We start from the raw sequence: 22,782 nt of genomic DNA, 5'->3' as shown, positions 1-22,782 counted from the left end.
GCCCCGCGACCGGCCTTCCTTTCACTTCACTGTTCCCCGTGGTTGCCGTTGGCTGCACGTCTCGAGGGGCAAACCGCGACCAGGACCGGGCCCGGGGCGCCACGGCCGTCCGGCCGGATAACGCTCGGAAATCCCGGAGGGCATTATTGCCCACCACGGCGCCGGCAGCGGAGGAAAGCGCGCAGCCCTCTCTCCGCGAACTGTGCCTGCCCCTGAGAACGGTGCTTTCTAGTACCCGGTGGGGTGGGGGACCCGGATCGAATCTCCGCCCGGTGCGACCTCGCCGGGTCTCATGGCACCTCCGAGACCATGGGGCCAATGGTTTGCCTGGACGGTTTGTTTCAGACAACGACCCCTCGGGTGACGAACGACAGCCCGTGGTCTTCCACACTCCCGGCCGGGCCTCGAGGGGTGGTGGGCCGGGGCGCCATACCCAGCCCGCCTGCGGAACGCATTCGCGTGCGCTCTGAAATGGATCCCTGCACCGCAAAGACCCGCAGACTCGCAAAAACAGCGCAGGATCCGGCCCCTGGCATCCGACGGCATGAGCCCTGGTGATTCCCGAGTTGGGGACGGCGGAATGAACACGGCCTGTACGGCGCGGGCACGCGGCGCAACCGGCTTCCCGGCAGAGGGCTGTGCAACGCCCTCCCCGAATCCACACGTCCGAGGGCTGATTCACCGGACGTTCCCCCGGTACGAAGCCTGGCGCCGTTGGGAAAAGCTGCGCGTCAGCCGCACCGGATGGACAGGACATTGGCGGGATGGCGATCGTGCGGCACGACAGCCTCGGGGCGCATGCAACGATTCTGCCGCCCCGGTGCACTGAACTTGACGAGAGCATACCAATTGAATCTCATGGGTGCCGCGACCGTCTCTACAGTGAGGCATCGCCCTCGAAGGGAAAGGCAAGCTTATGAAACGTCAGACTTGTTCGAACCGGTGGGTCCCGGGGTTCTGCGCGGGCCTGTTGGCCGTGGGTTTGTGGGCACCTTCGTTCGCGGGCGCGGAACCAAAACGAGTCCTTGTGGTGGGCGTCACGGAGGGTTTCCGCCATAGCAGCATCGAGGTGGGAATGCAGGTGATCAGCCAGCTCGGCCATGATTCCGGCCTGTTTGTCGTGGACGTCGCCAACGTCAACCCGAACGCTCCAGAGTTCCGAGGACCCGACGGCAAACCCGACCGGGCCAAGGTGCAGGAAGCCAACCGGCGTATCCTGGCAGAAAAGATGAGTCCCGCCGCCCTCGGACGGTACGACCTGATTATCTTCAACAACACCACCGGCGATCTGCCCATTCCGGACGTGGAGGCCTTCCTTTCCTGGATCCGGAGCGGCAAGGGCTTCGTGGGGATCCACGCCGCCACCGACACGTTCCGCGGACATCGGCCGTTTCATCCCTACGTGCGCATGATCGGAGGCGAATTCAAAACGCACGGTCCCCAGGTGGAGGTGGACATTCTGAACCAGGACCCGCAACACCCCGCTTGCAAACATCTGCCGGCCTCATGGAAGGTTTTTGACGAGATCTACATTCTTGACGGCTTCGAGCGTTCCGAAGTCCATGGCTGCCTTGGCCTCGACAAACATCCCAACGAGAAAACTCCGGGTGATTATCCCATCGCCTGGTGCAAGACCTACGGCCAGGGCCGCGTGTTTTACACCTCCCTGGGACACCGGGAGGACGTTTGGGACCCCAACTGGACCGAAAACGGTCAGCGCAAAAATCCTCCGGCTGTGGCCGTGGCGTTTCAGAAGCATCTGCTGGGAGGAATCCGGTGGGCTCTGGGACTCGAATGAGCCGAACGGCACTTTGCGCCGCGCCCGGGTTGCACGAAGCAGGGCACCTTTTTCTTCTTGCCCGTGGACCGCGCGCCGGGCGGCTGATTGCGTCAAGCTGATCCAACCAACCAGTTGAACACGTGACGTTGCAATAACGAAGAATCATGAGCGAGCAGAACTCAGGCATGCAATGGAATCGCAGGGACTTTCTGAGAGGCAGTTCCCTCGCTGCTCTGGCCACGTTGCTGGGTGGAGTGCGTCTGGTTCGGCCGGCCGCATCGGCCGCCGAAACGGCTGCACCCGGCGGAGAACGCGTCAAGGTTGGACTGATCGGGCTCGGCCAGTGGGGTCGTGACCTGCTGGACCAGTTGCTGCGCCTGCCGGCGGCCGAGGTGGCCGCCATATGCGACAATTACGCGCCCATGGTCCGGCGCAGCGCCAAAAAGGTGCCCGATGCCGTGGCCACGGAGGATTACCGTGCGGTGCTGGACAACAAGGACATCTCGGCCGTGGTCGTGGCCACCCCCACACATCGGCACAAGGAGATCGTGCTGGCTGCATTGGAAGCCGGCAAGCATGTCTACTGCGAAGTTCCCCTGGCCCATACGCTGGAGGACGCCCGGGAGATCGCTCAGGCCGCGCTGAAACGTGTGCGGCAGGTCTTCCAATCCGGGTTGCAGCTGCGCTCGGACCCGCAAAGGCGGTTTTTGCTGCCGTTCATTCGGTCGGGTGCCCTCGGGCACATGGCCCTGGTCCGCGCCCAATGGCACGCCAAAACCAGCTGGCGCTTGAGTTCGCCCAACCCGGAGCGCGAAGCCGAGATCAACTGGCGGTTGTCCCCGGAGATTTCGCCCGGATTGCTGGGCGAGGTGGGCATCCATCAGATCGACCAGGTGAGCTGGTTCCTCAACCAATGGCCCACCACGGTTCACGGATTCGGCTCCGTGGCATTCTGGCGGGATGGGCGCCAGGTGGCGGACACCGTTCAGGCGGTGCTGGAATACCCGGATGGCGTCCGGCTCCTGTACAGCGCGACCCTGGCCAACAGCTACGAAGCGGATGCCGAGGTCTATTACGGCAGTGACGCCGCGGTCCTGATCCGCGGTAGCAGCGCCTGGATGTTCAAGGAGGCCGACGCACCCTTGCTCGGTTGGGAGGTTTACGCGCGCAAAGACGCATTTTACAAGGCGACCGGAATTTCGCTCCGGGCCGACGCCTCCAAGTTGAAATCCCAGGGAAGCCAGCCCGAGGCCCAGACGGAGGCTGCCGATCCGCCGGTTTATTTTGCACTGGAAGCGTTCCTGCGTAATTGCAGGGAGATCAGCAACGCGGTGAGGGACTTTGAGTCTCTTTACGGCGACACCGATCCCAAGGCGCTGGCCGAGTACCTGACCAAAGAAGCCCGACGGTTACCGGCTGCGGACGCCCTGGACGGCTATCGGGCCACGGTTCTGGCGCTCAAAGCCAACGAGTCCGTCGTACGCCGCCAACCGGTGAGCCTGTCCCCGGAAATGTTTGAATTGAGCTGAAAATCTTGCGTCGAATCTTATGATGAAACTGATCGCTCGGAACCAACAGGGCACCTCGAAAACGCGGGGTGTGAACGTTCGGTTGCCTTCTCGTTGGAACGCGGCAGTGTGGGCATGGGTGCTGGCAGCCACGGTGCCCCTGCTGGCCGCGGAGGGCTGGACAAGCCTCGGCCCCAAACCGGGCGGCAAGTCCAAGGTGCGCATCGAAGGCACATCCACCATCCACGATTGGCAGGTCGAAGGTTCATTGATCGGCGGCTCGCTGGAGTTGGGGCCGAACTTTCCCAAGTCTCCTGATCAGGCCAAACCGGGAAAACTGGACGTTCGCGCCCAGGTGTTCATCCCGGTGAGCTCGCTCAAGAGTGTCAAGGCCGACGGCACCCCATACAGCACGGCCATGGATGACATCATGTACGGGAAACTCCTCAAGACCGAGCACCCGCGCATCCTCTACACCTTGCAGGAACTCACCCTGAAAGAGGGTGGTGCAAAGGAGGCCGGCCAGTTTGAGGCGGAAGCCGTGGGTGACCTGGTCGTGGCAGGTGTCACCAACCGGATTACGTTCCCCGTACAAATTCAGGTGCATCCGGACAACCACGTGACGGTCAAGGGTGAGGTGGCGCTGAAAATGACCGACTTCAAGATCGAGCCGCCGGCGCCCAAGGTCGCCCTCGGCCTGATCAAGACCGGCGATGACGTCAAAGTGAAGTTCCAATGGGAGGTGTTCCCACGCTGACGCGGAAACCGGCTGCGCCTCCGACAGGTTCCTGACAGATCTTTAAAAGAGCCGGCCCGGACGTGAATCCGGGCCGGTTCGGTTTGACGGGGCCGCGTCCTCTCGCAACGGTACCCGTGGGTGCGCGCCCGCTAAGCCAGTGGGGATGTGTCTGAGAGGGCCCGACCGCGTTGGAAGTCGGACCCGAGCGGCACCGTTCGCGATCGATCCCTTTTGCGACGCCCGCCGCCGCCTCCTGGGTGTACTGATCCATACCGGCGGGCCGTCCCCGACGATCCCTGGCACCCTTAGGTTCACCCTTCGGCCGGGACCGGCGGACGTTGCCTTCCGACCCTGCGGCAGTGCGCGGGGTTGAAAGCGGTTTGATGCATTGCCGGCTCGCAACCGGCTCCGGGCCGGACCGCTGCTCGGCCTCTGAGATGGAGTTTGTGTGGCTTATTTGGCCGAGCCGTTGACTTAAGTCAAAGGAATAACCGAAGTGCCGTTGCGGTCGTTTCCACCGTGCGTACATTGGCGGCGTCATGAAATGGCAGACATGGGCCGGGATCGGCATGGGCGTGATGATTGGAGTGGCTCTGGGCACCGGGGCCTACACGTTCATCTACGCCCGAGGCTATTCCTACCTCTCGGACGATCCGGAGGCGTGCGTGAACTGCCACATCATGCGGGAGCAGTTTGACGCCTGGCGCCACTCCAGCCATCACGCGGTGGCCACCTGCAACGATTGCCACACCCCCGCCGGGTTTGCGGCCAAGTGGTGGACCAAGGCCCAAAACGGTTTCTGGCATTCCTACTACTTCACCCTGGGGACCTTCCCGGACCCCATCCGGATCACCGAGCGGAACCGTCGGCTAACGGAGGAGGCGTGCCGCAAGTGTCATGCGGACATCGTCCATGCCATTGAGATGCCGGCCGGACGAACGTTCGCGCACACCGAGCGGCTTTCCTGCACGCACTGTCACCGGGATGCCGGCCACATGCACTGACGCGTTGGATTTGTAAAAGGAGGCGAACGATGCAAACACGAGTCGGACGATCGGAGTCGAAACGTCGGGGCGGTCAATTACTGAAATATGGTCTCGTGACCGGGCTTGCGGCCGTGATCACCGTGGGCGCCCTGGCGCTGCTGGTGAACATTCTGGAGCGCAAACGGGAAGCCAGGAACCCGTTCTTCCGTGTGGTGGAACTTCACGACGGGATCACGGACCCGGCGGTTTGGGGCAAGAACTTCCCCATCCAGTACGACAGCTACCGGCGAACCGTGGATCAGGTCCGCACCCGTTACGGCGGCAGTGAAGCCCTGCCCCGGACGCCCACGCAGGCCGACCCGCGTTCGATTGTCGCCCAGTCGAAACTGGAGGAGGACCCGCGCCTGAAGACCCTGTGGGCCGGGTACGCCTTCGCCCTGGATACGCGGGAGGATCGCGGCCATGCGTACATGCTGGACGACGCCACCTTCACCGGTCGTCAGGCCAGGCCCCAGCCGGGGGCATGCCTGAACTGCCACTCCTCGGCCTATGCCGCCTACAAAAAGCTCGGCGAAGGCGACATCATGAAAGGATTTGAGCGCTTCAACGCCCTGCCGTTCGCCGAAGCTCGAAAGTTGGTCGAACATCCCGTCGCCTGCATCGACTGTCACGATCCGGAAACCATGCAACTGCGCATTACGCGACCGGCCTTCATCGAGGGCATCCGTCAGCTCAAGGCAAAGGAGGGCATCCCCGATTATGACGTCAACCGCATGGCCACCCGTCAGGAAATGCGCTCCTATGTCTGCGCGCAATGCCATGTCGAGTACTACTTCAAGGGCGAGGAAAAGCGGCTCACGTTCCCCTGGAAACACGGGCTCAAGGTTGAGGACATCATGGCCTACTATGACGAGAACGGCGTCAGGGACTGGGTCCATGCCGAGACGGGCGCGCCCGTGTTGAAGGCGCAGCATCCGGAGTTTGAGCTCTGGAGTCAGGGGATTCACGCACGGTCGGGCGTGGCCTGCGCGGACTGCCACATGCCCTATCAGCGGGTTGGCGCCTTTAAGGTGAGCGACCATCACGTCCGCAGCCCGGTCCTCAATGTTCATCGCTCCTGCCAGACCTGCCATCCCTGGCCGGAAGAAGAACTCAAGGCCCGCATCTTCACCATCCAGGAGCGAACCCATCAACTCCGGAGTCGGGCACTGGACGCGCTCATGGACCTGATCGCCGACATCAAGGCCGCGCGGCAGGCGGGGCGCACTGACTCGCAACTCAAGGAGGCCCTTACCTACCACCGCAAGGCGCAGTTCTACATCGACTTCATCGAAGCCGAAAATTCCACCGGATTCCATGCGCCTGAAGAGGCTGCCCGGATCCTGGCGGAAGCCATCGATTTCTGCCGGCAGGGACAGATCGCTGTCCGCAAACTGAGCGAGAAATCGGTTTCGTCCGGCCCTCCGGTGGCGCAGAACCGCACCGAGGCACCGTGAGCGTAGAGGGCTTTACATCGGAGTTCTGCATGGGCACGCCTCCTGACCCCGGACATTGAGCCGGGCGGCTACCGGGCGTGTCATGCAATGGGCGTATCCGATCCCGGCCAATCTCCGATGGAGGTTCGGCAAGGACCGGCCCGTCCAAACCCGGAAAGCCGGGCCGGCCCTCCGCATGATCCGGAAACGCGCAACTCGGCAGTTCGGCATTGGTGGCACTGATCGGAGGGCCGAAGAGAGACCTCCAGACAAAGGGAGCAACGCCGGGAATTCGGATTGTGCGAAAACCTGAGCCCTGGTTCTAGACGCCTGCTGGGATGCCAAGAGCGGTTGAGCAGTCGGTCCGGGAGCATGTTGGCCGGCAAATCGGCGGGCCAAGCCGAGCTGCTCTGGACTCTGCAAACCCGTTGCAAACAGTACCCAGGCCGACAGCGCTCGCGCCTGCGCAAAGCCATTGCGCAAAGGCTGCACCTTCCGCGTCAGCCTGCTATTGCCCCGGGGCAGCCTCCATTCAGCCTTCAGCGGAGGCCGAGACGCCAGCCCGCAGCAATGAGGCCACCGCATGGTTTCTCATGCGTCCAACGCCGGGGGAGGTGGTGCCTGCGGGCCCTTGAGTCTTTACCCGGCGGAGGAGCCCTTCATCTGTTTGCCGCGGCTTTCCAGGTCGGCCGGGGACGATGGCATCGCCTCAAGGCTGCGTGGATGACGCATTGGGAACGGGCCCTGCCACCGGCTCGGCTACCCAACGGATCGCCTGCTCCAGCAGTTGCCGATAGGCCGGATGCTCCCACGCATGCCGGTCGTGACCGCCCTGGATGTAAACCCACCGGGAGAGACCGTTGGTCTTGGCCCAGCCCACCACCGGGGTGCTGGCGGGGTCATCAGTGAGAAGGAGTGGTTTCACACCGGGTGCGACCCAGTAGTCCTTGTAGGTCTCGTCCAGGATTTCGTAGTCGGTCACACCGCGCGTAACCGGGTGGTGAGGATCGGCCACACGGACCCGAAATCGGACGTCGTGACGGTAACTGGAGGCGGGATATTGTCGACCGTCGCGCTGCATGGGGGCGAATAGGTATCTTCCCCCCAGCAATTCCGCGTAATCGTCCCAGCCGGGGTAGGCTGCCAGCGCGTGGTGAAGTGCCACGACGCCCTTTCCAGAGGTGGTGGTGCGCACAAAATGGGCGCGATCTTCCGGAGTGATCTCCCGCCACATGTCGTATAATACCACCACGTCGTATTCGCCGGACCGCTCGGGGCGGAACCACTCGTGCGCCCGAGGATGCTCGACGATCCGAAACGTCATGTTGCTCAGGCCTGCAAAGAGGGCGTGGAAGGGCAGCCGGTCGAATCCGTGTCCTCCGGTGACCACCAGAAGCCGCAATTGGCCCGTTCGCCTCGTTTGTCGCTCCTGCAACCTGCGTTCCCAAAATGTGTCCCGGGGGGCTCGAACCCGGGCGGTGACCCACAAATCGGCCAACATTTGCGCCGCCCGAACCACCTGGCCCTCGAGGAATGGTCGACCTTCCTGGCCCAAAGGCCCCACACCGCTGAGCTTCCCTTCCTTTTCCAAGCGGTACAGGGGTTCCACTTGGCGGTGTTGTTCTTCCAACCAGCGGAGCAGCAATCGAAAAGTGCTCTCGGGATCCCTGGCTTCCTCCAGCACGCGGGCCGGGCGCATCCGGGCGCGGAGGCTTTCGACGGGCACGCCGCCTGTGCGCTGGAAAAAGCCCCCGTCAATCCAGGCATGGATGCCCCGGTTCGTGGTGTAGCCGTGAGGGTTATCACCCACCCACCCGTGGTGGTGTCGGGTGGTGTGCAACGGTTGGGTGGCGTCGCCCACGAAATGGCTCAGCACGCCCATCGCGTAGAGCACGTTGGCGCGGGCGTTTTCGATTTCCTCCGGATATCCACCCGCGGTTTCGCACGCCTGCAGGAAGGAAAACGCGGATTGCAAACGGCCCATCCCTTCGACGATCGTCCACGGAAGGAACCCCGGGAATGCCGCCGTGCGGTCGCGATCACGGGCGGCGTCGATGGGCTTGAATCGTTCGGGGTGACGGGCGCGCGTTTCCAGCACGCGCGCAGCGAATTGGTAGCGGAAGAGCGGCAACTCATCCAGACGCAGGCTCAACGGTTCGAGCTCTTCGATATCCAGGTAGTGATCGGCAGCGGTGGCGTGGCTGAAGGCAACCTCCGTCGAGGCGTTGCGCCACCGGTCCGGCTCGCCGGATAGAAACATCAATCGTTCTTGAGCAGCCGGCGTGAAGACAAACGCCGGAAAATTGGTTGGCAGGGCGCCGAGTGCCAGGTCCACGATGGCCCGGTGCACCTCATAATCCCAACCCCAAGCGTGCGGTGCCGTCGTGCGGGCAACCAGCAATGCCAGACAGGTCCAACGGATGATCTTCATGTCGCAACCCCAGCGTAGTGGGAAGGCGCTTCCAAAGCAAACGGTCAGCAGGGGACCGTCACCATTGCGTAGCGGTAAGCGGTCCCGCATGGGTTCACCCGCTCGATTGCCAACTTCGAGCGCTTGCTGGAACCGGGGTCTGCCGGGCTGGATCTTTGAATGAAGTCCCGCTTGCGAAGGTGTTTGTCCCGGTCCGTACGTGGAGGGGACCGGGTTTGGCAGGGTGGGGGAGCCTTCACACGGTCCAAGGCCAGAAAAGGCCCACCGGTCGCAACGGGGCGCCCAACCGTTTCACCACGGGTACCCCCTACCATGTTCGGCCTCGTGCCGGCCGAGGCCGGCTGGTTCCGGCGCTGCGGTTCGACGGTCCGGGCTGCCCACCGGCCACGAGCGCGCTCGGGTGGCCGCCTGCGACGTGTCTGCGCCTTCGGCAGCAAGGGCCTGCGACCGTTTCCCGGGCCTTTGCAAGGCTGCGGGTTCGGGCAGTGCGGGCCCGTTGGATGCCGTTGCGGGACTGGACGGGCGACACTCCTTGGCCTATGCTGCGCCAGAAATATGGCCAAGACGCCCAAATCTGACGCCCCCGCGGCTTCCGAGGAACTGACGTTCGAGGCAGCTCTCGGACGTTTGGAATCCATTGTGGAGGCGATGGAAGGCGGACAGATGCCGCTCGAACAGATGTTGGCCCGGTATGAAGAGGGGATGAAACTGGCCGCCTTGTGCGCGCGCAAGCTGGCCGAAGCAGAATTGAAGGTCCAGCAGCTGGAGAAGGCGGCAGAAGGCCAATTCCGGCTCCGACCGTTCGGACCCGGGGAACCGGTCGATGAGGCCGATTCCAGGGAGGCCGGACCGCCGGAAACCTGACCCCAGGAACTCAACACTGAGTATGAGCCGCTACCTCGACATGGTGGACAGCCCCCAGCATGTGAAAAGCCTGACGCTGGAGCAATTGACCGTGCTGGCGCAGGAGATCCGGGAGGAACTGATCCGGGTGCTCTCGGTCAATGGCGGTCATGTGGGCCCCAACCTGGGGGTTGTGGAGCTGACGCTGGCACTCCACCGGGTGTTTGATACTCCCAAGGATAAATTTGTCTGGGATGTCAGCCACCAGTGCTATGTGCACAAGATGTTGACGGGCCGGAAAAACCGGTTCCACACCATCCGGACCACGAACGGGCTGAGCGGATTTGCCAGCCGCAGTGAAAGTCCGCACGATTGCTATGGGGCGGGTCATGCCGGGACCGCGCTGTCGGCGGCCCTGGGCATGTGTGCGGCCCGGGATCGTCTGGGGACCGACGAGCACGTGGTGTGCATTTTCGGGGACGCTGCGTTGACGAACGGCATTTCCTATGAGGCACTAAACAACATTGCCCAAACCACCCGGCGGTTCATCGGCATTCTCAATGACAATGCCTACAGCATCGCCCGCAACGTGGGTGCCATCGCGAACTACCTGAACCGACTGATTACCCACCCGCGTTACAACGCCTTTTCCCGTGAATTCCAAAAGTTCCTGTTGCGTCTGCCCAAGGGCGAGCTGGCGCTCAAGCTGGCTCACAAGGCGGAGGAGGGTTTCAAAGGAGCCCTTGCGGGCCTGGGCTTGCGTCCGGCGGGTGAAGGGGAGGATCCTGCTGCCGGAGCCGACGGCCGCGGCGGCTACGGCAACCCGGTGCTGTTTGAGGAGATGGGACTGCGGTACCTCGGCCCCATTGACGGGCACGACCTCGAAATGCTGATCACCACGTTGGAGTTCGCCAAGACCTGTCAGGAGCCCGTGGTGATTCATGTCCTGACCCAGAAAGGGCGGGGTTTCGAAGCGGCCATCAAGAATCCGGAGAAATTCCACGGATCGGGTCCCTATGATATCCGCACCGGCGACTCACCGCCGGTCAAACCCGGGACGCCCCCCAACTGGCAGGATGTCTTCGGTCAGGTCCTGGTCAAGCTCTGCCGGCAAAACAACTACCTCGTGGGCATCACCGCAGCGATGCCCAGCGGCACCGGACTGAAATACCTCGAGAAGGCCTTCCCGGATCGTTATTTCGACGTGGGCATTGCGGAGGAGCATGCTGTGATTTTTGCCGCCGGCATGGCCACCATGGGCATGCGCCCCGTTTGCGCCATTTACTCCACCTTCCTGCAGCGCGCCTACGATTGCATCCATCATGACGTTTGCCTGCAGGATCTGCCGGTGATCTTCTGCATGGACCGCGCCGGTCTGTCAGCCAACGACGGGCCGACGCACCACGGGCTGTTCGACATTGCCTACCTGCGCTGCCTGCCCAATGTGATCGGCATGGCCCCCAAGGACGAGGACGAGCTCCAGGACATGCTCTTCACGGCGACCCTGCAGTCGCATCCGTGTTTCATCCGATACCCCCGGGGACCCGCTGAGGGCGTTCCCATCAAGGAACAGCCCCAACCCATCCCCATCGGACAGGCCGAGGTGTTGGAACCGTTCCGCGGGCAGGGCCGCCCGAGGGCGGCGCTGTTTGCCCTGGGCAACATGCAATCGGTGGCCCGTCGCGCAGCCGAGCTGCTTCGGTCCGAAGGGTGGGACGTTGCCCTCATCAATCCCAGGTTTTTCAAGCCCCTCGATGCCGGGACCCATGAGTTCTTCGGCCGCACGGCCGATGTGGTGGCCACTCTGGAGGATCATGTGCTCATGGGCGGATACGGCTCCGCCGTGTTGGAGCTTTACAGTGACCGTGGCATCACCACGCCCGTGGTGCGACTGGGTTGGCCGGATCAATTCATCGAGCACGCCAGCACCGTGGAACATCTCCGGCAGAAATACGGGCTCACGCCGGAACGGCTGGTGGAGCAGATCCGGGCGGCATACGAACGCGCAGGGGGTGGCGGGCTCGAGTTGGACACAGCTCCGACGGTTCTGCCCGGAGCGCTGCGAGCCTCCTGACAGTCTGGCGGATCCCTGGGTTGAAACATATGGCGGGCTGAGAAGCTTGGAACTCAGAGATGCAGTCATGGCAAAAAGCGTTCGATCACTCAGAGCCTCTCCCATGAACATCAGTCTCAGAATTACAGCTCTTGCCGTTTGCTTCACAGCTAGCTCTTCCGTGCTCGCGGAACAGTGGGCTCTGCAGTCCCTCGCGAAGTACCGGGCAGAACTAAATGCCTGCCGCCAAACGTACGGCGGTACGCGCGAGCTTCCCGACGTGACATTTTTCCTTTTCGGAATGGGCGCACGCACGAAACTACTTTACCGGGACGGCATTCTTTTCGACGCGAGGAGCGGGCGCGAGTTGCAACGGTGGAAGGTGCGGCGCGAAATCATCGTCCCGCCGGACTACACCGTTTCGATTGAGACGGAGGACGGCACCTTCATCACCCTGCGCGAGGATTCGGAGGCCGTGTGGCTGGAGCAGGATGGGCAGCGCATAGCACTGGACGGAACTCGATCCCCTGTAAGACTGCCGGACTTTGCGGGCAAAAGATTCCCGCGTGTGCTGCGCGTTTTACATCAGGAAATTCTTGTCAATTTAACCGATGCCGGACCCGTGCCGAATTTCTTCGTGTATCAGAGACCATGGTATCGCGACGCTGCCATGGCAGCGCTCGCCCTGAAGGAGACGGGAAACCTGGACCTCCTGAAGCCGCGGATTCTCGGGCTCCGCGATCCCTTTGACCGAAACAACAACGGCGAGACCGAGCCGGACAATCTCGGTCAGGTCCTATTTCTCATCTCGCTGGTTTCCGACAGAAACCACCCACTTGTGCCCAAGGTGCTGGCCGAAGTGCAGCGCTTTGAGAAGACCGGTGCCGAGGGCAAATACATTCTCGGTCGCACCGACTTCGCCGAACACCCCGTGTATCAAACCAAGTGGCTGAAATACGGCCTGCGTGCGCTCGGCCTGCCCGATCCCTACACCGTGCCGAGAGTCGCCGACAGCTACAGCGCGCTGTTCTGGATGGATTACCGGGAGCAACACGTTCCCGGAAACGATAGTGACGACCGCGGCGCGTACCCGTATCTGGGCTGGGCCTGTGACCATTTTCACGGAACCAGGAAAAGCCCGTTGAGCAATCGTGACTACCCGCTGACATGGGAGTCCCGGGCCAGCCAGGCCGATTACAGTGGAATGGAGCTTGTCTCGCCCGCCTATGTGAAGCAACGAACCTCCGCACCCCAAATATGGCACGCTTCCGAGGCATTTTTGCTAATTCTCGCGGAGCAGGCTTCGGCATCACAATAGCATCAAGAGCTATTCATAATCGAGGAAACTGCACGAGTCGACAAGAGCAACACGCTGGTAAAAGCAAGTGCTTGTCATAGAAAATTGATCAACCTGACAAACATGAAAATACCGATCGCGCACGTTGGAAATTTAGTAGTCCCGGGCCTCCTGCTGGGTTCTCTTGCCGGGTTCCCAGGCCAAAGCCAGGGCCAGGAATTGAACTACTCGATCTCGTGGATCGGTAACACCTTTCCCGGGGGAGACGAGCGGTGGGTGCAGAACTTCATCATCGAAGTTGCCGTGACACCAGACGGAACCGTGTACTGCTCTTCCGAATGGGATGAGGCCGGTAGATGCATTGGGGCTTACAAGGATGGCGATGTGAACCGCCGGCTGTTCAAGCAATACGACGGCCGGGGGGGCATAAGGCGTGGGGCTGGGGCACGGCGGGAAAAGCCGTGGCGGCCGACGAGAAATACTTGTATGTTGTGAACACCGAAGGCGAGCTTCTCCGCTTCCGCCGGGAGGACAGCGGCTACGTCGACCAGACCAGTGTGGGGGGCAAGGCCGTTGACATGACAACCCGAAGCGGTGTGCTTTACATCATCATGGAAACGGGGGATGTTCAGCTCCGTAGAACCACCGATTTCGATCTTATTGGGTCGTTCAAAGTGCCGGGGGCGGCCGATGTGGCGGTGGCCACGAATGGTGTAATCTGGCTGAGGATCGGCAAGGAAGTGCGAGCCTTCAATCCCGACGGCAGCCCGCGAGCGGAAGTCATCGAAGGCTTGGAAGATCCATCCGACATCTCGATTGCTCACGACGGCCGCCTGATCGTCTGCGACAACGGCACCCGGTGTCAGGTGCTCTTCTACAACCTAGTCGGTGCCCCCCGACTCGAAGCGGAGTTTGGCAAGCGGGGGGGCCTTCGGGCCGGCATCCCGGGCGTTGTGGAGGGCGAGCCGCTCAAGCTGTGGGCGATTCGGGGGGCAGGTACCGACGCTGAGGGAAACCTTTACGTCGCTTTCGGCAAGAACATGAGTATCATCCGCAAGTACGATCGGAACAGGAAGCTGGTCTGGGAAGTCCAAAGCCTGTTTTTCGTGGATGCCACCTCCATCCTGCCCAGCAGTGAGGGTACTGTGATCTACGGCCGGGAGGAGATCATAAAGTACGACTACAACGCCCCGCCCGGCCAACGTGCATGGAAGCTCTATGCGGTTACGGCCGATTTTGACCGGAACCCCGAGGACGCGCGCAAGGATCCCGCCGGTATGGGCCGGATTCGAGAGGTCGACGGTCACCGTCTGTTGTTTGTGAGCGGCATGCAGACTGGGCCAATGTCAATCTTTTACTGGAATACCAATCTAAATGGAGAAATCGCACTCGATACCGGCTTGCGAAAAGGCCCCGGGTGGGCGTACTGGGCTGACTCCAGAGCAAACGTCTGGTACACCGAGGGATCCCAGATTGTGTGCGAGCCGCTCACCGGCTTCCACCGTGAAGGTATACCGATCTACGGACCGCGGAAGACGTTCCCCATTCCTCCAGAATTTCGTTCGGTTGAGAGGATTGTCTATGATCCCAGCAATGACACGATGATTCTCACCGGATTCACCCATGATCATCCGGATCCAGGGGGAGCGTGGGGCTTGGTCGGCACGGAGATCTTCGCCTACGACGATTGGTCCAAGGCTCCCCAGCCCCGCTGGCGAACGAAAATTCCGTTCAAGACCTGGCCGGGCGGCAGCGCCCCGGAGATGATTATGCCCAAGTGTATCGACATCGCGGGGGATTACTTGTTTGTTGCCTATGTCTGGCGCGGGGTGGGCGAGGGGAACAATCCTCCGGTCCGGATCTATCGTCGGGACAACGGTTCGTTTGTGGGGGAATTAAGGCCAGGTGGCGTGGTCGGCACTGCTCATGGATGGATCGATATGGTTCAGGCCATCAGCGCGTTTAAAAGGTCTAATGGCGAGTATGTGATTCTCGTCGAAGAGGATTACAGAGGCAAAAACGTCCTTTACCGATGGACGCCGAGATAAGAATCGTTGCGCAAGGCCCACGAAACCGAATGTTCGCACTGACGAGCGCGTATCGCTCCGGGGAGCGGGAAAGGGAATGTTTCCAAGCACAGTCGGAGCGCCTGGCGAACGTCGTCACGGAGGCCGCATGGGCGTGAAGCTCCTGGGGCTTTCCCTCCTCTTTGAGAACCGCCAGGAGCACCGCTCGAGACCGGCCCGCTGACCGCCTCCCGTAGCGTGTGCAGCCGAGGACTCTCACGCAAGGATCTCGGCTACATTCTGCTCTGGTCTCTCGACCGGGCGTTGATGAGCGAGGGCAGGTGTGTTCACAGGGCCTTTGTCGGGACATTTCAGCGGGTTTTCTACGCCGAGGTGGCCAGGCTTCTCCCCATACATACAAACTGTTCATTGACTACAAGCTCAACCTCCGACGACCCCTTTAGGGCCGCCGGCACGGTGATGAGAGCCAGAGTCCACAAACCGTACGCCCGGACCTTCCAGATTACATTCCACAGTCCTGGCCGAAGAGGGCCCCGCGTCCAAAGGCAGGACGTGGGTGTCGGCGCGCTACCACAAAACTCAACATCACGAACGCAACGAGCAGCCACCATGCTGAACCAAAACAAACACCCCACCTCCTGTCCGACAGGGCAGAACACTCTCCAAGCAGGTTGGACGCCGGAGGCTCACCCACGCCGCCGCCAAGCTTGGAAGAACCCTTCGTAGTTCCCAATTAGCCCCTTGGTTTCCAGTATACCAAACCCGTTATTGGCACACGCTAACCATGTGTTGCCATTCTCAACAGGTTCTGACGGGGAATCCCCACAAGCCCACCATGAAGGCCGGCGCCCGGTGTTCACATGCCGGGACGAATCGGCACGGACACTTTCCCTGTGAGCTCTAGCAACGCCGGGGTGGCACCCACATCCGACGCTTCTTCGCCCTGGCCCCCAGGTTTTAATGAATTGGCCCACGAGCTCCCAGCGTCTGGCTGAAGCCCCACCATGACCCCGACTCGGTACACACGACAACACCCACGCTCAGCCTGTCACGTCCTGGACAAACGCGTCTGTCGCTACCGTAACCGATCTGCTCGACTTCACGAGGAATCAACCCGGGCCAGCCGGACATCAGCAGACAGCTCGATGCGAAAGTTACCAAAGTCAGTTCTGCGACCGCCCCAAAGCGGTGTACAGAGCGTTGATTAGTAGAGCGACCGTGCTGTTGTCATAGCAGTTCGTTCCGGCAGTGCTCTCGCATTCGCGTCCGGTTGCGCCCCTCGACATGTGCATTGTCGTTCCTGCGATACGGCTGCATCCGGGTCAAAAGCCCCTGGCCGAGGCCGTTGGCCCAGCCAAGGCACCCGGAGATGGTCGAGGGAATCCCCGCTATTGTCGAAGTCCGGTACTCGGAAGGCCAAGGGCGGACGCGCCTCCAGATCGCGGGTCTGTGCCAAAACTGCAGGACAGATCCCGGTTTTCTCCAAGGCACGCGGACCGGCCTGGACAGCAAGCCCGCCGACCCTCTGGAACCAGAGTGGAACCGGTGTTCGGGGTCGTCAGGAGCATGAAGAGATTTCGGCTGTTCTAGTTGAGAGGGCTGCAGGAAGTGTCGTGGGAATGGACGCTGGTCTGTCTGACCTTCCACCTCAAACGCGTGCACCAGCCGGGCGCGGTGCGAAAACGGGCGGTGGGCAGCTGAAACCGCGAGGAAGAAGAGCCCGGCTATGGCGTTCACGCCTTGGGAGCGGTGGAAAAGCCGTTGAGAACGGTTGCCGGAATTGCGCCGCCAAGCTGAACCCCATGCTTTCAATGCACAGGCACCTCTCACGACAGCCCCACCCGCCCGGTTGATACCAAGTCCGAGAGTCTGCCATGGTGTGATCCTGCCCGGCGTTGAAGACGCTCCAGGGCACTTCGGGGGCAGTTGGGAGGGCCCGCTAAGGTCGCGCAGCGCAGAAGACCTGCTCATACACGGTGCGGATGGCGGTGCGCCACTCGGCCAGTGCCTTGCGGAAAGCCTCGGGCGACTCGAATCCACACCGGACCGATACCCTCCGGTACGGAGCCGGATCCGCCGGCAGGACCGATTCCCCTTCGTAGCTCCAGCGGCGCAGGACGCCCTCGACGCGCCGCAGACGCCGGTAATTCTCGATCAATCTTGGTCCCTCGGGAAGAAGCGCGGCTTCGGCGGCCCGCTGCAGGGCCCGCACCGTGTTGGGTTCATGCCAACCCTCCTGGAGACACAACATTTGCGCGATAAACTCGGCGTCCATCAGGCCGCCGCGCCCGGTCTTGATCGCCAGGTCGTCCTGGCCGGGGGGCGTGCGTTCCTTTTCGATCCGCATGCGCATCTTGTGGATTCGTTCCCTCCAGTCCGGTCCCCAGGCAGCGAGACCTGTTCCTGACAGGTTGTGGCGCCGTCTGCCGGACGAGAGCGTGCGGCAGGGGAACCCGGCCGCCACGTGTTCCGGCCGAAAATTGGCCAGCGCAGCCGCCAGGGACTCAAACGCTGCACCGACTTCACGGTCGCCGGCCACGGCGCGAGCGCGGGTCAGGGCCTGGATCTCCCACAGTTGCGCGCGTCGGCGGTAATACTCCTCACAAGCCTCGAGGGTGTTGACCAGCAAGCCCTTTTCGCCGTCGGGCCGCAGCCGGGCATCCATCACAAACACCAGGCCCAGTTCGGTGCGGCGGTTCAAAAGGTCCATCCATTCGGCTGCCCACCGCTGCAGTCTGTCGGGAGCATGGTGACGGGTGGCCGAAACCAGCAGGATGTCGAGGTCCGATCCGTAATCAATCTCCCCTCCACCGAGTTTCCCGAGGCCGATGACGGCAAATGGCGGTCGCCGCAGTCGGTGGCGTCGCATGATCACCTCCAGGGCAAATTGCAGGCATGCTTCGGCCAGGGCGGTCAGTTCCTCGAGGTACTGCTCCGGATCGGCCAGGCCCAGAATATCGCGAAGTCCGATGCGCATTTGCTCGGCCTGGTGATACCTTCGCAGCCAGGCCCATGGATCGGGTTCATCGCCTCCCAGCCGCAGGTCCGAGAGGATTTCCTCTGCCGACCGCCGTCGGCGCAGTCGGCCGCTCAGGACCTGGTCCTCCACCAGGTCCGGTGTCCGGATGGCCGCCTCGGCCAGGAATTCGGACCGATCAAACAACAACAGCAGCAGGTCAAACAAGGCCGGGTTGCTGTGCCACGTTTCAAACAACGTGGCCCGCGCACCGTAAGCCTGGACGTAGGAATCCAGCCGGACCAGCACCCGGTCGGGGTCCGAAAGCACCCGTCTCTCGGGCAGGAGTTCGCCGGCCGCGTTGGGGAGGTTTTCCCGTTGCTCCGGCCCGGGGCACAGGGCAAAGAAGCGTTCCAACAGGCGCCAGGCCAGCTCCGTGGTCCGGGAGGAAACGTGACCGAAACCCGGTCCCTCCACAAACTCGCGCAACCGCCGCACGCCCGGCTCGGGCTCACGGAATCCGCGTTGCGCCAGGATCTGCTTCCATTCCGACTCCCGACCCGCGAACCGGTCAGGAAAGGGCAGGGGAGTTTGCACTGACGGTGTCGGCGTGGGGAGCAAATTTTCGTAGAGGGCCCGGACCCGGCTGGTGTGTTCGCGGTACTGAGTTCGGAGCGCCTCGGCGTCCGGGAGCCCCATGAGCGCGGCCAGCCGCTGCAGGTCGCGCTCGGATGTCGGCAGGAGGTGGGTTTGCTGGTGCGCTTCCATCTGCAGCCGGTGCTCCAACTTCCGCAGAAAACGGTAGGCCGCGGCCAGGTCTGCGGCAGCCTGGCGGGGCAGGAGCTCGTATTGCGTCAGCTTTTCCAATGCCACCAGGGTTTGGGCCACCTGCAGAAACGGTTGCCTGCCGGCGTGCAACAGCTGCAGCGCCTGCACGATGAATTCGATTTCGCGGATGCCGCCCCGGCCGAGCTTGACGTTTCGGTCCAGTTCATCCGGCCGGAGGACCTCCTTCTCAATTCGCTGTTTGACTGCGGCCACCTCCTCCAGTACGGAAGGGCTGACCGACCGCGGGTATCGGAAGGACTGGATGGTTTCAATGAACTCGGCGGCCACCTCGGCGTCTCCGGCCACGCCGCGCGTTTTCATGAGCATCATTCTTTCCCATGTCTGTCCCCACTGGGCATAGTAGGTCTCATAGCTGCCAATGGAGCGCGCCAGCGGGCCGCTGTCGCCTTCCGGGCGCAGTCGCATGTCCACCCGGTACAGGTCGCCTTCCGAGGTGAGGCGTGTCACCTCTTCGATGAAGAACTCCGCCAGTCGCTGGAAAAACTGGTGGGCCGTCCACCTGGCCGCGACGGGACGGCGATTGCGGGGAGGTTCCGTCAGCACCAGTCCCTCCTCGCTGTAGACGAACAGCAGGTCCACGTCGGAACAATAGTTCAGCTCCTGTCCGCCCAGTTTGCCCATGCCCAGGACACAGGCGCGGATGGGGCGCCACCGGCCGGCGGGATCCTGTTCCCAGGGCGTACCGTGCCGGCGCAGCATTTCCCCACAGCAAAGCTGCCAAACGGTTCCCAGACAGACATCGGCGAGATCGGAAAGTTCGCGGATCACCTCGTCCACCGTGGCCAGTCCGGCCAGGTCGCGGGCCGCGATGCGCAGTTGCTGTCGCTGCTTGAAAAGCCGGATTGCTGCCAGCGCGGGAGTCAGCCCCTGACCGGCTCGGGCCAGAACCTCCTGCAGCTGCCGTTCGAGCCCTTGCCGTCGCCGGGAATGACGGAGCTCATCCGGTCTCAGGTCCTCCAGCCATTCCGGGTGGCGTGCCAACCATCCCGGCAAAACCTGCGATCCTGCCAAAAGGATCGAAAGAACGCGGGCCTGCTCTTCATCGGCGGATTCCAAGAACTCCCGGGCCGGGCTGTCCCACAAGGTCTCCCAATGTTGTCGTGCCCGGGCCGGGTCGGGCGAACGTTTCAGGGCAGGTTCCCACACGCTCAACCGTTTCATGCCCCCACCTCTGCATTTTCAAGCGGGACAGACTCCACGATCACCTCGCGGGTTGTCTTGGAACCGGGGGGGCGCAGGGGCGTGAAGCAGCCGCGCCAGAACCCGGCTCCATACAGGCAGTGTGCGGCCACGATCAACAGCGCAGCCCGCCAGACCCTGGGCCATGGATGCCGTCGCCATAGCTGGATGGCGTGACCCAACAACAAAACCGCGTAGAGCCCGAGCGGCCCGGTGGCCCATCGCCCCCAACCACCTGCACTCCAAAAGCCCAGGGGCGCTCCCGCCAGCAGCACGCCCAGGTAAAGCACAAACAAAGGGGGGACGAAGTTGAGGGCCGAGCCGGCCGTCGGCAGTCGCCGGAACTGCTCCGCGCGACCCCGACCGTAGGTCAGCAACATCCGGGCAAACCGACGCAAGTCCGGGCGCGGTCGGCGATAGACCAAAAAATCCGGATCGTACCAAAGGCGGCCGCCCCGACGCTGGATGGCGTCCAGGAGCGCGTTTTCCTCGTTGGGATAAAGCGTCTCGTCGAATCCACCCAGGTCCAGAAGGGTCTGCCGCCGCGCCACGAGGTTGCACAGGATCAAGGTCTTCTCGGAGGTGTAGCGCGGCGGGCCCACGGGGGCGTATCGAGCGCGACTGGGGCCAAAGGCCAGCCAACTGCTCAAAACCACGGCAAAAACCTGCTCCTGTTCAGGGGCGTCCTCGGGACAAAGGTTCGGCCCGCCGATCACCTGAAGTTGCGGGTCCCTGGCGAAGGCGGTGACCGCCCGTTGCAGGTTACCCGGCAGGGGCTCGGAATCATCATCGAGGAAATACACCAAATCACCCCGGGCGACCCGGAGGGCTGCGTTGCGTTGGACGGAGGGTTGTCGCCCCCGCGCCACCAGGATCTCCAGTCGATCGCGGGGATAATCCAGTCGTTGTGCCGCGTGCACCGCACGAATCTCGGTCTGCTCGGGTCGTGCGGCGATGATGACCGAAACGCTGGGCCAGGCCGTGTTCACGCCGGCTTTAGCCTAGGGGCGGGGCTGCCCGGAGCAAAGTTCAATCCGCAAACCGCCTTCGCCGGTCAGGCCATGGGGAGAGGGGCCTGTATTGCGTCTGTCTCCTGTAGGGCCACGCGGTGCGCTTTGACTCGGGTCCCGGCCCGCCGAGCCAAAAGAAAAAGGCCGGACCTCCCCAGAGGGGGTCCGACCGAATGCAGGATGCGATCGGTCAACCGGTCACAGCGGCGTATCGCCGCTCCACCTCGCGCCAGTTCACCACATTCCACCAGGCCTTCAGGTAGTCGGCGCGGCGGTTCTGGTACTTCAGGTAGTACGCGTGCTCCCACACGTCCACACCGAGGATCGGAACCCCTTCGCAACCGGCAATGGCCCGGCCCATGAGGGGGTTGTCCTGGTTGGCGGTGGATACAATTTCCAGTTTGCCGTTGTTGACCACCAACCACGCCCAACCACTGCCAAACCGGCCCAGCCCGGCAGCTTCGAATCGGGCTTTGAACTCGTCAAAGCTGCCGAAGGCCTTTTGGATTTCGTCGGCCAGTTTGCCCGTGGGCGCGCCCCCGGCGTTTGGGGCCATGATCTGCCAGAAGAACGTGTGGTTCCAGTGACCACCCCCGTTGTTGCGGACGGCGGTGCGGATCTCTTCCGGAACCGAGGCAAGATCCTTCAACAGGGCCTCCAACGACCGGGCCTCCAACTCCGACCGGCCTGCCAGGGCCTTGTTCAAATGGTCCACGTACGCCTTGTGATGCCGGCCGTGATGGATCTCCATCGTTTGCCGGTCAATGTGCGGTTCCAACGCATCTGCCGGATAGGGCAGGGGAGGAAGTTCGTGTGCCATAGTCGTGTCCGTTTTGTGTTTTTCTCGGTTTTCAGTTTCAGTTCGTCCGCCCTTGCCACCAGCGCGCGGCTTCCACGCCGGGCGCGCCACCCAACCGCAAGGGTCTTCCAAAGAAAGCACAGTTGTCGGATCGGTCAAGAAGGCGGACCCGCCCGGCTCAATCCCCGGCCAGATCCACAAAATTTCGCAGCAGCCGCAGGCCCACACGCTGGCTCTTTTCGGGATGAAACTGCGTGGCAAAAACGTTGTCCGACCAGATGGAGGAGGCGAAGGGCTCTCCGTACACCGTGCGTGTGGCCACGATGGATTCCGACTCCGGCCGGGGAAAATAGCTGTGCACAAAGTACACGTGGCAGCCGGAGGGGATACCCCGGTAGAGCGGGCAGTCCGGGCGCAGAATCTCGATCTGGTTCCAGCCGATCTGGGGGATCTTCAAACCGGGTTGCTCGCGAAACCGGACCACCCGGCCGCGAAACAACCCCAGGCCCAGAGCACAACTGTTGAATTCCTCGCTCCGCTCAAAGAGCGCCTGGTATCCCACGCAGATGCCCAGAAACGGCCGCCCACTCGCAATAAACGCCCGCAACGCCCCGAGCAGCTCCTGTCGCTCCAGAGCGCGAATGCAATCGTCGAACGCGCCCACACCGGGCAAGACCGCCGCGCGCGCGTCCCGAAGCTCCTCGGGACGCCGAACGATCCGCACCTCCGCCCCGACGTGGCGCAACGCCTTGAACACGCTGCGCAGGTTGCCGCTGCCGTAATCCACCAAGGCAATCACAGTCCGGCAGCGTAAAAGACCCGGCACCGCCCGGCCAAGCCCGGAGTGGCA

The 22,782-nt window shown here is 62.6% G+C and carries 14 protein-coding genes; 9 read left to right on the top strand and 5 right to left on the bottom strand.

From position 1 onward, the window contains the following. Window positions 1-916 precede the first annotated feature (916 nt). From G4L39_RS05975 to G4L39_RS05955, 5 genes are all read left to right on the top strand, one after another. Window positions 917-1,798 (top strand): ThuA domain-containing protein, encoded by an 882-nt coding sequence (locus tag G4L39_RS05975; protein WP_165106686.1) that lies wholly within the window; start codon window positions 917-919, stop codon window positions 1,796-1,798. 146 nt (window positions 1,799-1,944) lie between these two features. Beyond that, window positions 1,945-3,309, top strand: coding sequence for a Gfo/Idh/MocA family protein (locus tag G4L39_RS05970; RefSeq protein ID WP_165106685.1), 1,365 nt, complete (start codon window positions 1,945-1,947; stop codon window positions 3,307-3,309). Window positions 3,310-3,331: 22 nt separating this feature from the next. Beyond that, the gene (locus G4L39_RS05965; protein WP_165106683.1) at window positions 3,332-4,045 is read left to right on the top strand and encodes a YceI family protein; all 714 of its coding nucleotides are present in this window, start codon (window positions 3,332-3,334) and stop codon (window positions 4,043-4,045) included. A gap of 521 nt (window positions 4,046-4,566) precedes the next feature. After that, window positions 4,567-5,031, top strand: a complete 465-nt coding sequence (gene nrfH / locus G4L39_RS05960) for a cytochrome c nitrite reductase small subunit (protein ID WP_165106682.1) — start codon at window positions 4,567-4,569, stop codon at window positions 5,029-5,031. Between the two features lie 29 nt (window positions 5,032-5,060). Then, entirely contained in the window at window positions 5,061-6,509 is a 1,449-nt protein-coding gene (locus tag G4L39_RS05955; RefSeq protein WP_165106681.1) for an ammonia-forming cytochrome c nitrite reductase subunit c552, read from the top strand. A gap of 688 nt (window positions 6,510-7,197) precedes the next feature. On the opposite strand, the gene G4L39_RS05950 is transcribed toward G4L39_RS05955, so the two are convergent. Continuing rightward, on the bottom strand, window positions 7,198-8,919 hold the full coding sequence (locus G4L39_RS05950; protein WP_165106679.1) for a ThuA domain-containing protein: 1,722 nt from the start codon (window positions 8,917-8,919) through the stop codon (window positions 7,198-7,200). 555 nt (window positions 8,920-9,474) lie between these two features. Between G4L39_RS05950 and xseB the strand changes: the two genes are divergently transcribed. From xseB to G4L39_RS05930, 4 genes are all read left to right on the top strand, one after another. Then, window positions 9,475-9,783, top strand: a complete 309-nt coding sequence (xseB, locus tag G4L39_RS05945; protein ID WP_165106678.1) for an exodeoxyribonuclease VII small subunit — start codon at window positions 9,475-9,477, stop codon at window positions 9,781-9,783. Between the two features lie 22 nt (window positions 9,784-9,805). Then, window positions 9,806-11,836 carry a 1-deoxy-D-xylulose-5-phosphate synthase gene (locus G4L39_RS05940; protein ID WP_165106677.1) on the top strand — a complete coding sequence of 677 codons (2,031 nt, stop codon included), beginning with the start codon at window positions 9,806-9,808 and terminating at the stop codon, window positions 11,834-11,836. Between the two features lie 103 nt (window positions 11,837-11,939). After that, window positions 11,940-13,133 carry a hypothetical protein gene (locus G4L39_RS05935; RefSeq protein ID WP_165106676.1) on the top strand — a complete coding sequence of 398 codons (1,194 nt, stop codon included), beginning with the start codon at window positions 11,940-11,942 and terminating at the stop codon, window positions 13,131-13,133. 470 nt (window positions 13,134-13,603) lie between these two features. Continuing rightward, window positions 13,604-15,160 (top strand): NHL repeat-containing protein, encoded by a 1,557-nt coding sequence (locus tag G4L39_RS05930; RefSeq protein ID WP_205880823.1) that lies wholly within the window; start codon window positions 13,604-13,606, stop codon window positions 15,158-15,160. Between the two features lie 1,918 nt (window positions 15,161-17,078). Here G4L39_RS05930 and glnE read toward each other — a convergent pair. The 4 genes from glnE to hisH form a co-directional block, all read right to left on the bottom strand. Next, on the bottom strand, window positions 17,079-20,105 hold the full coding sequence (gene glnE / locus G4L39_RS05925) for a bifunctional [glutamate--ammonia ligase]-adenylyl-L-tyrosine phosphorylase/[glutamate--ammonia-ligase] adenylyltransferase (RefSeq protein WP_165106674.1): 3,027 nt from the start codon (window positions 20,103-20,105) through the stop codon (window positions 17,079-17,081). Then, on the bottom strand, window positions 20,102-21,112 hold the full coding sequence (locus tag G4L39_RS05920) for a glycosyltransferase (protein WP_165106673.1): 1,011 nt from the start codon (window positions 21,110-21,112) through the stop codon (window positions 20,102-20,104). Before G4L39_RS05920 ends, glnE begins: the two co-directional genes overlap by 4 nt. Window positions 21,113-21,323: 211 nt before the next feature. Continuing rightward, window positions 21,324-21,953 carry a superoxide dismutase gene (locus tag G4L39_RS05915; RefSeq protein ID WP_165106672.1) on the bottom strand — a complete coding sequence of 210 codons (630 nt, stop codon included), beginning with the start codon at window positions 21,951-21,953 and terminating at the stop codon, window positions 21,324-21,326. A gap of 157 nt (window positions 21,954-22,110) precedes the next feature. Further along, a complete protein-coding gene (gene hisH, locus G4L39_RS05910; protein ID WP_165106671.1) occupies window positions 22,111-22,731 on the bottom strand; it encodes an imidazole glycerol phosphate synthase subunit HisH in 621 nt (206 codons plus the stop codon). Window positions 22,732-22,782: the final 51 nt, after the last annotated feature.

The sequence above is a fragment of the Limisphaera ngatamarikiensis genome (genome assembly GCF_011044775.1).
GTDB classification, from domain to species: Bacteria; Verrucomicrobiota; Verrucomicrobiia; order Limisphaerales; family Limisphaeraceae; genus Limisphaera; species Limisphaera ngatamarikiensis.
This window is presented reverse-complemented; position numbering and strand designations above follow the sequence as displayed.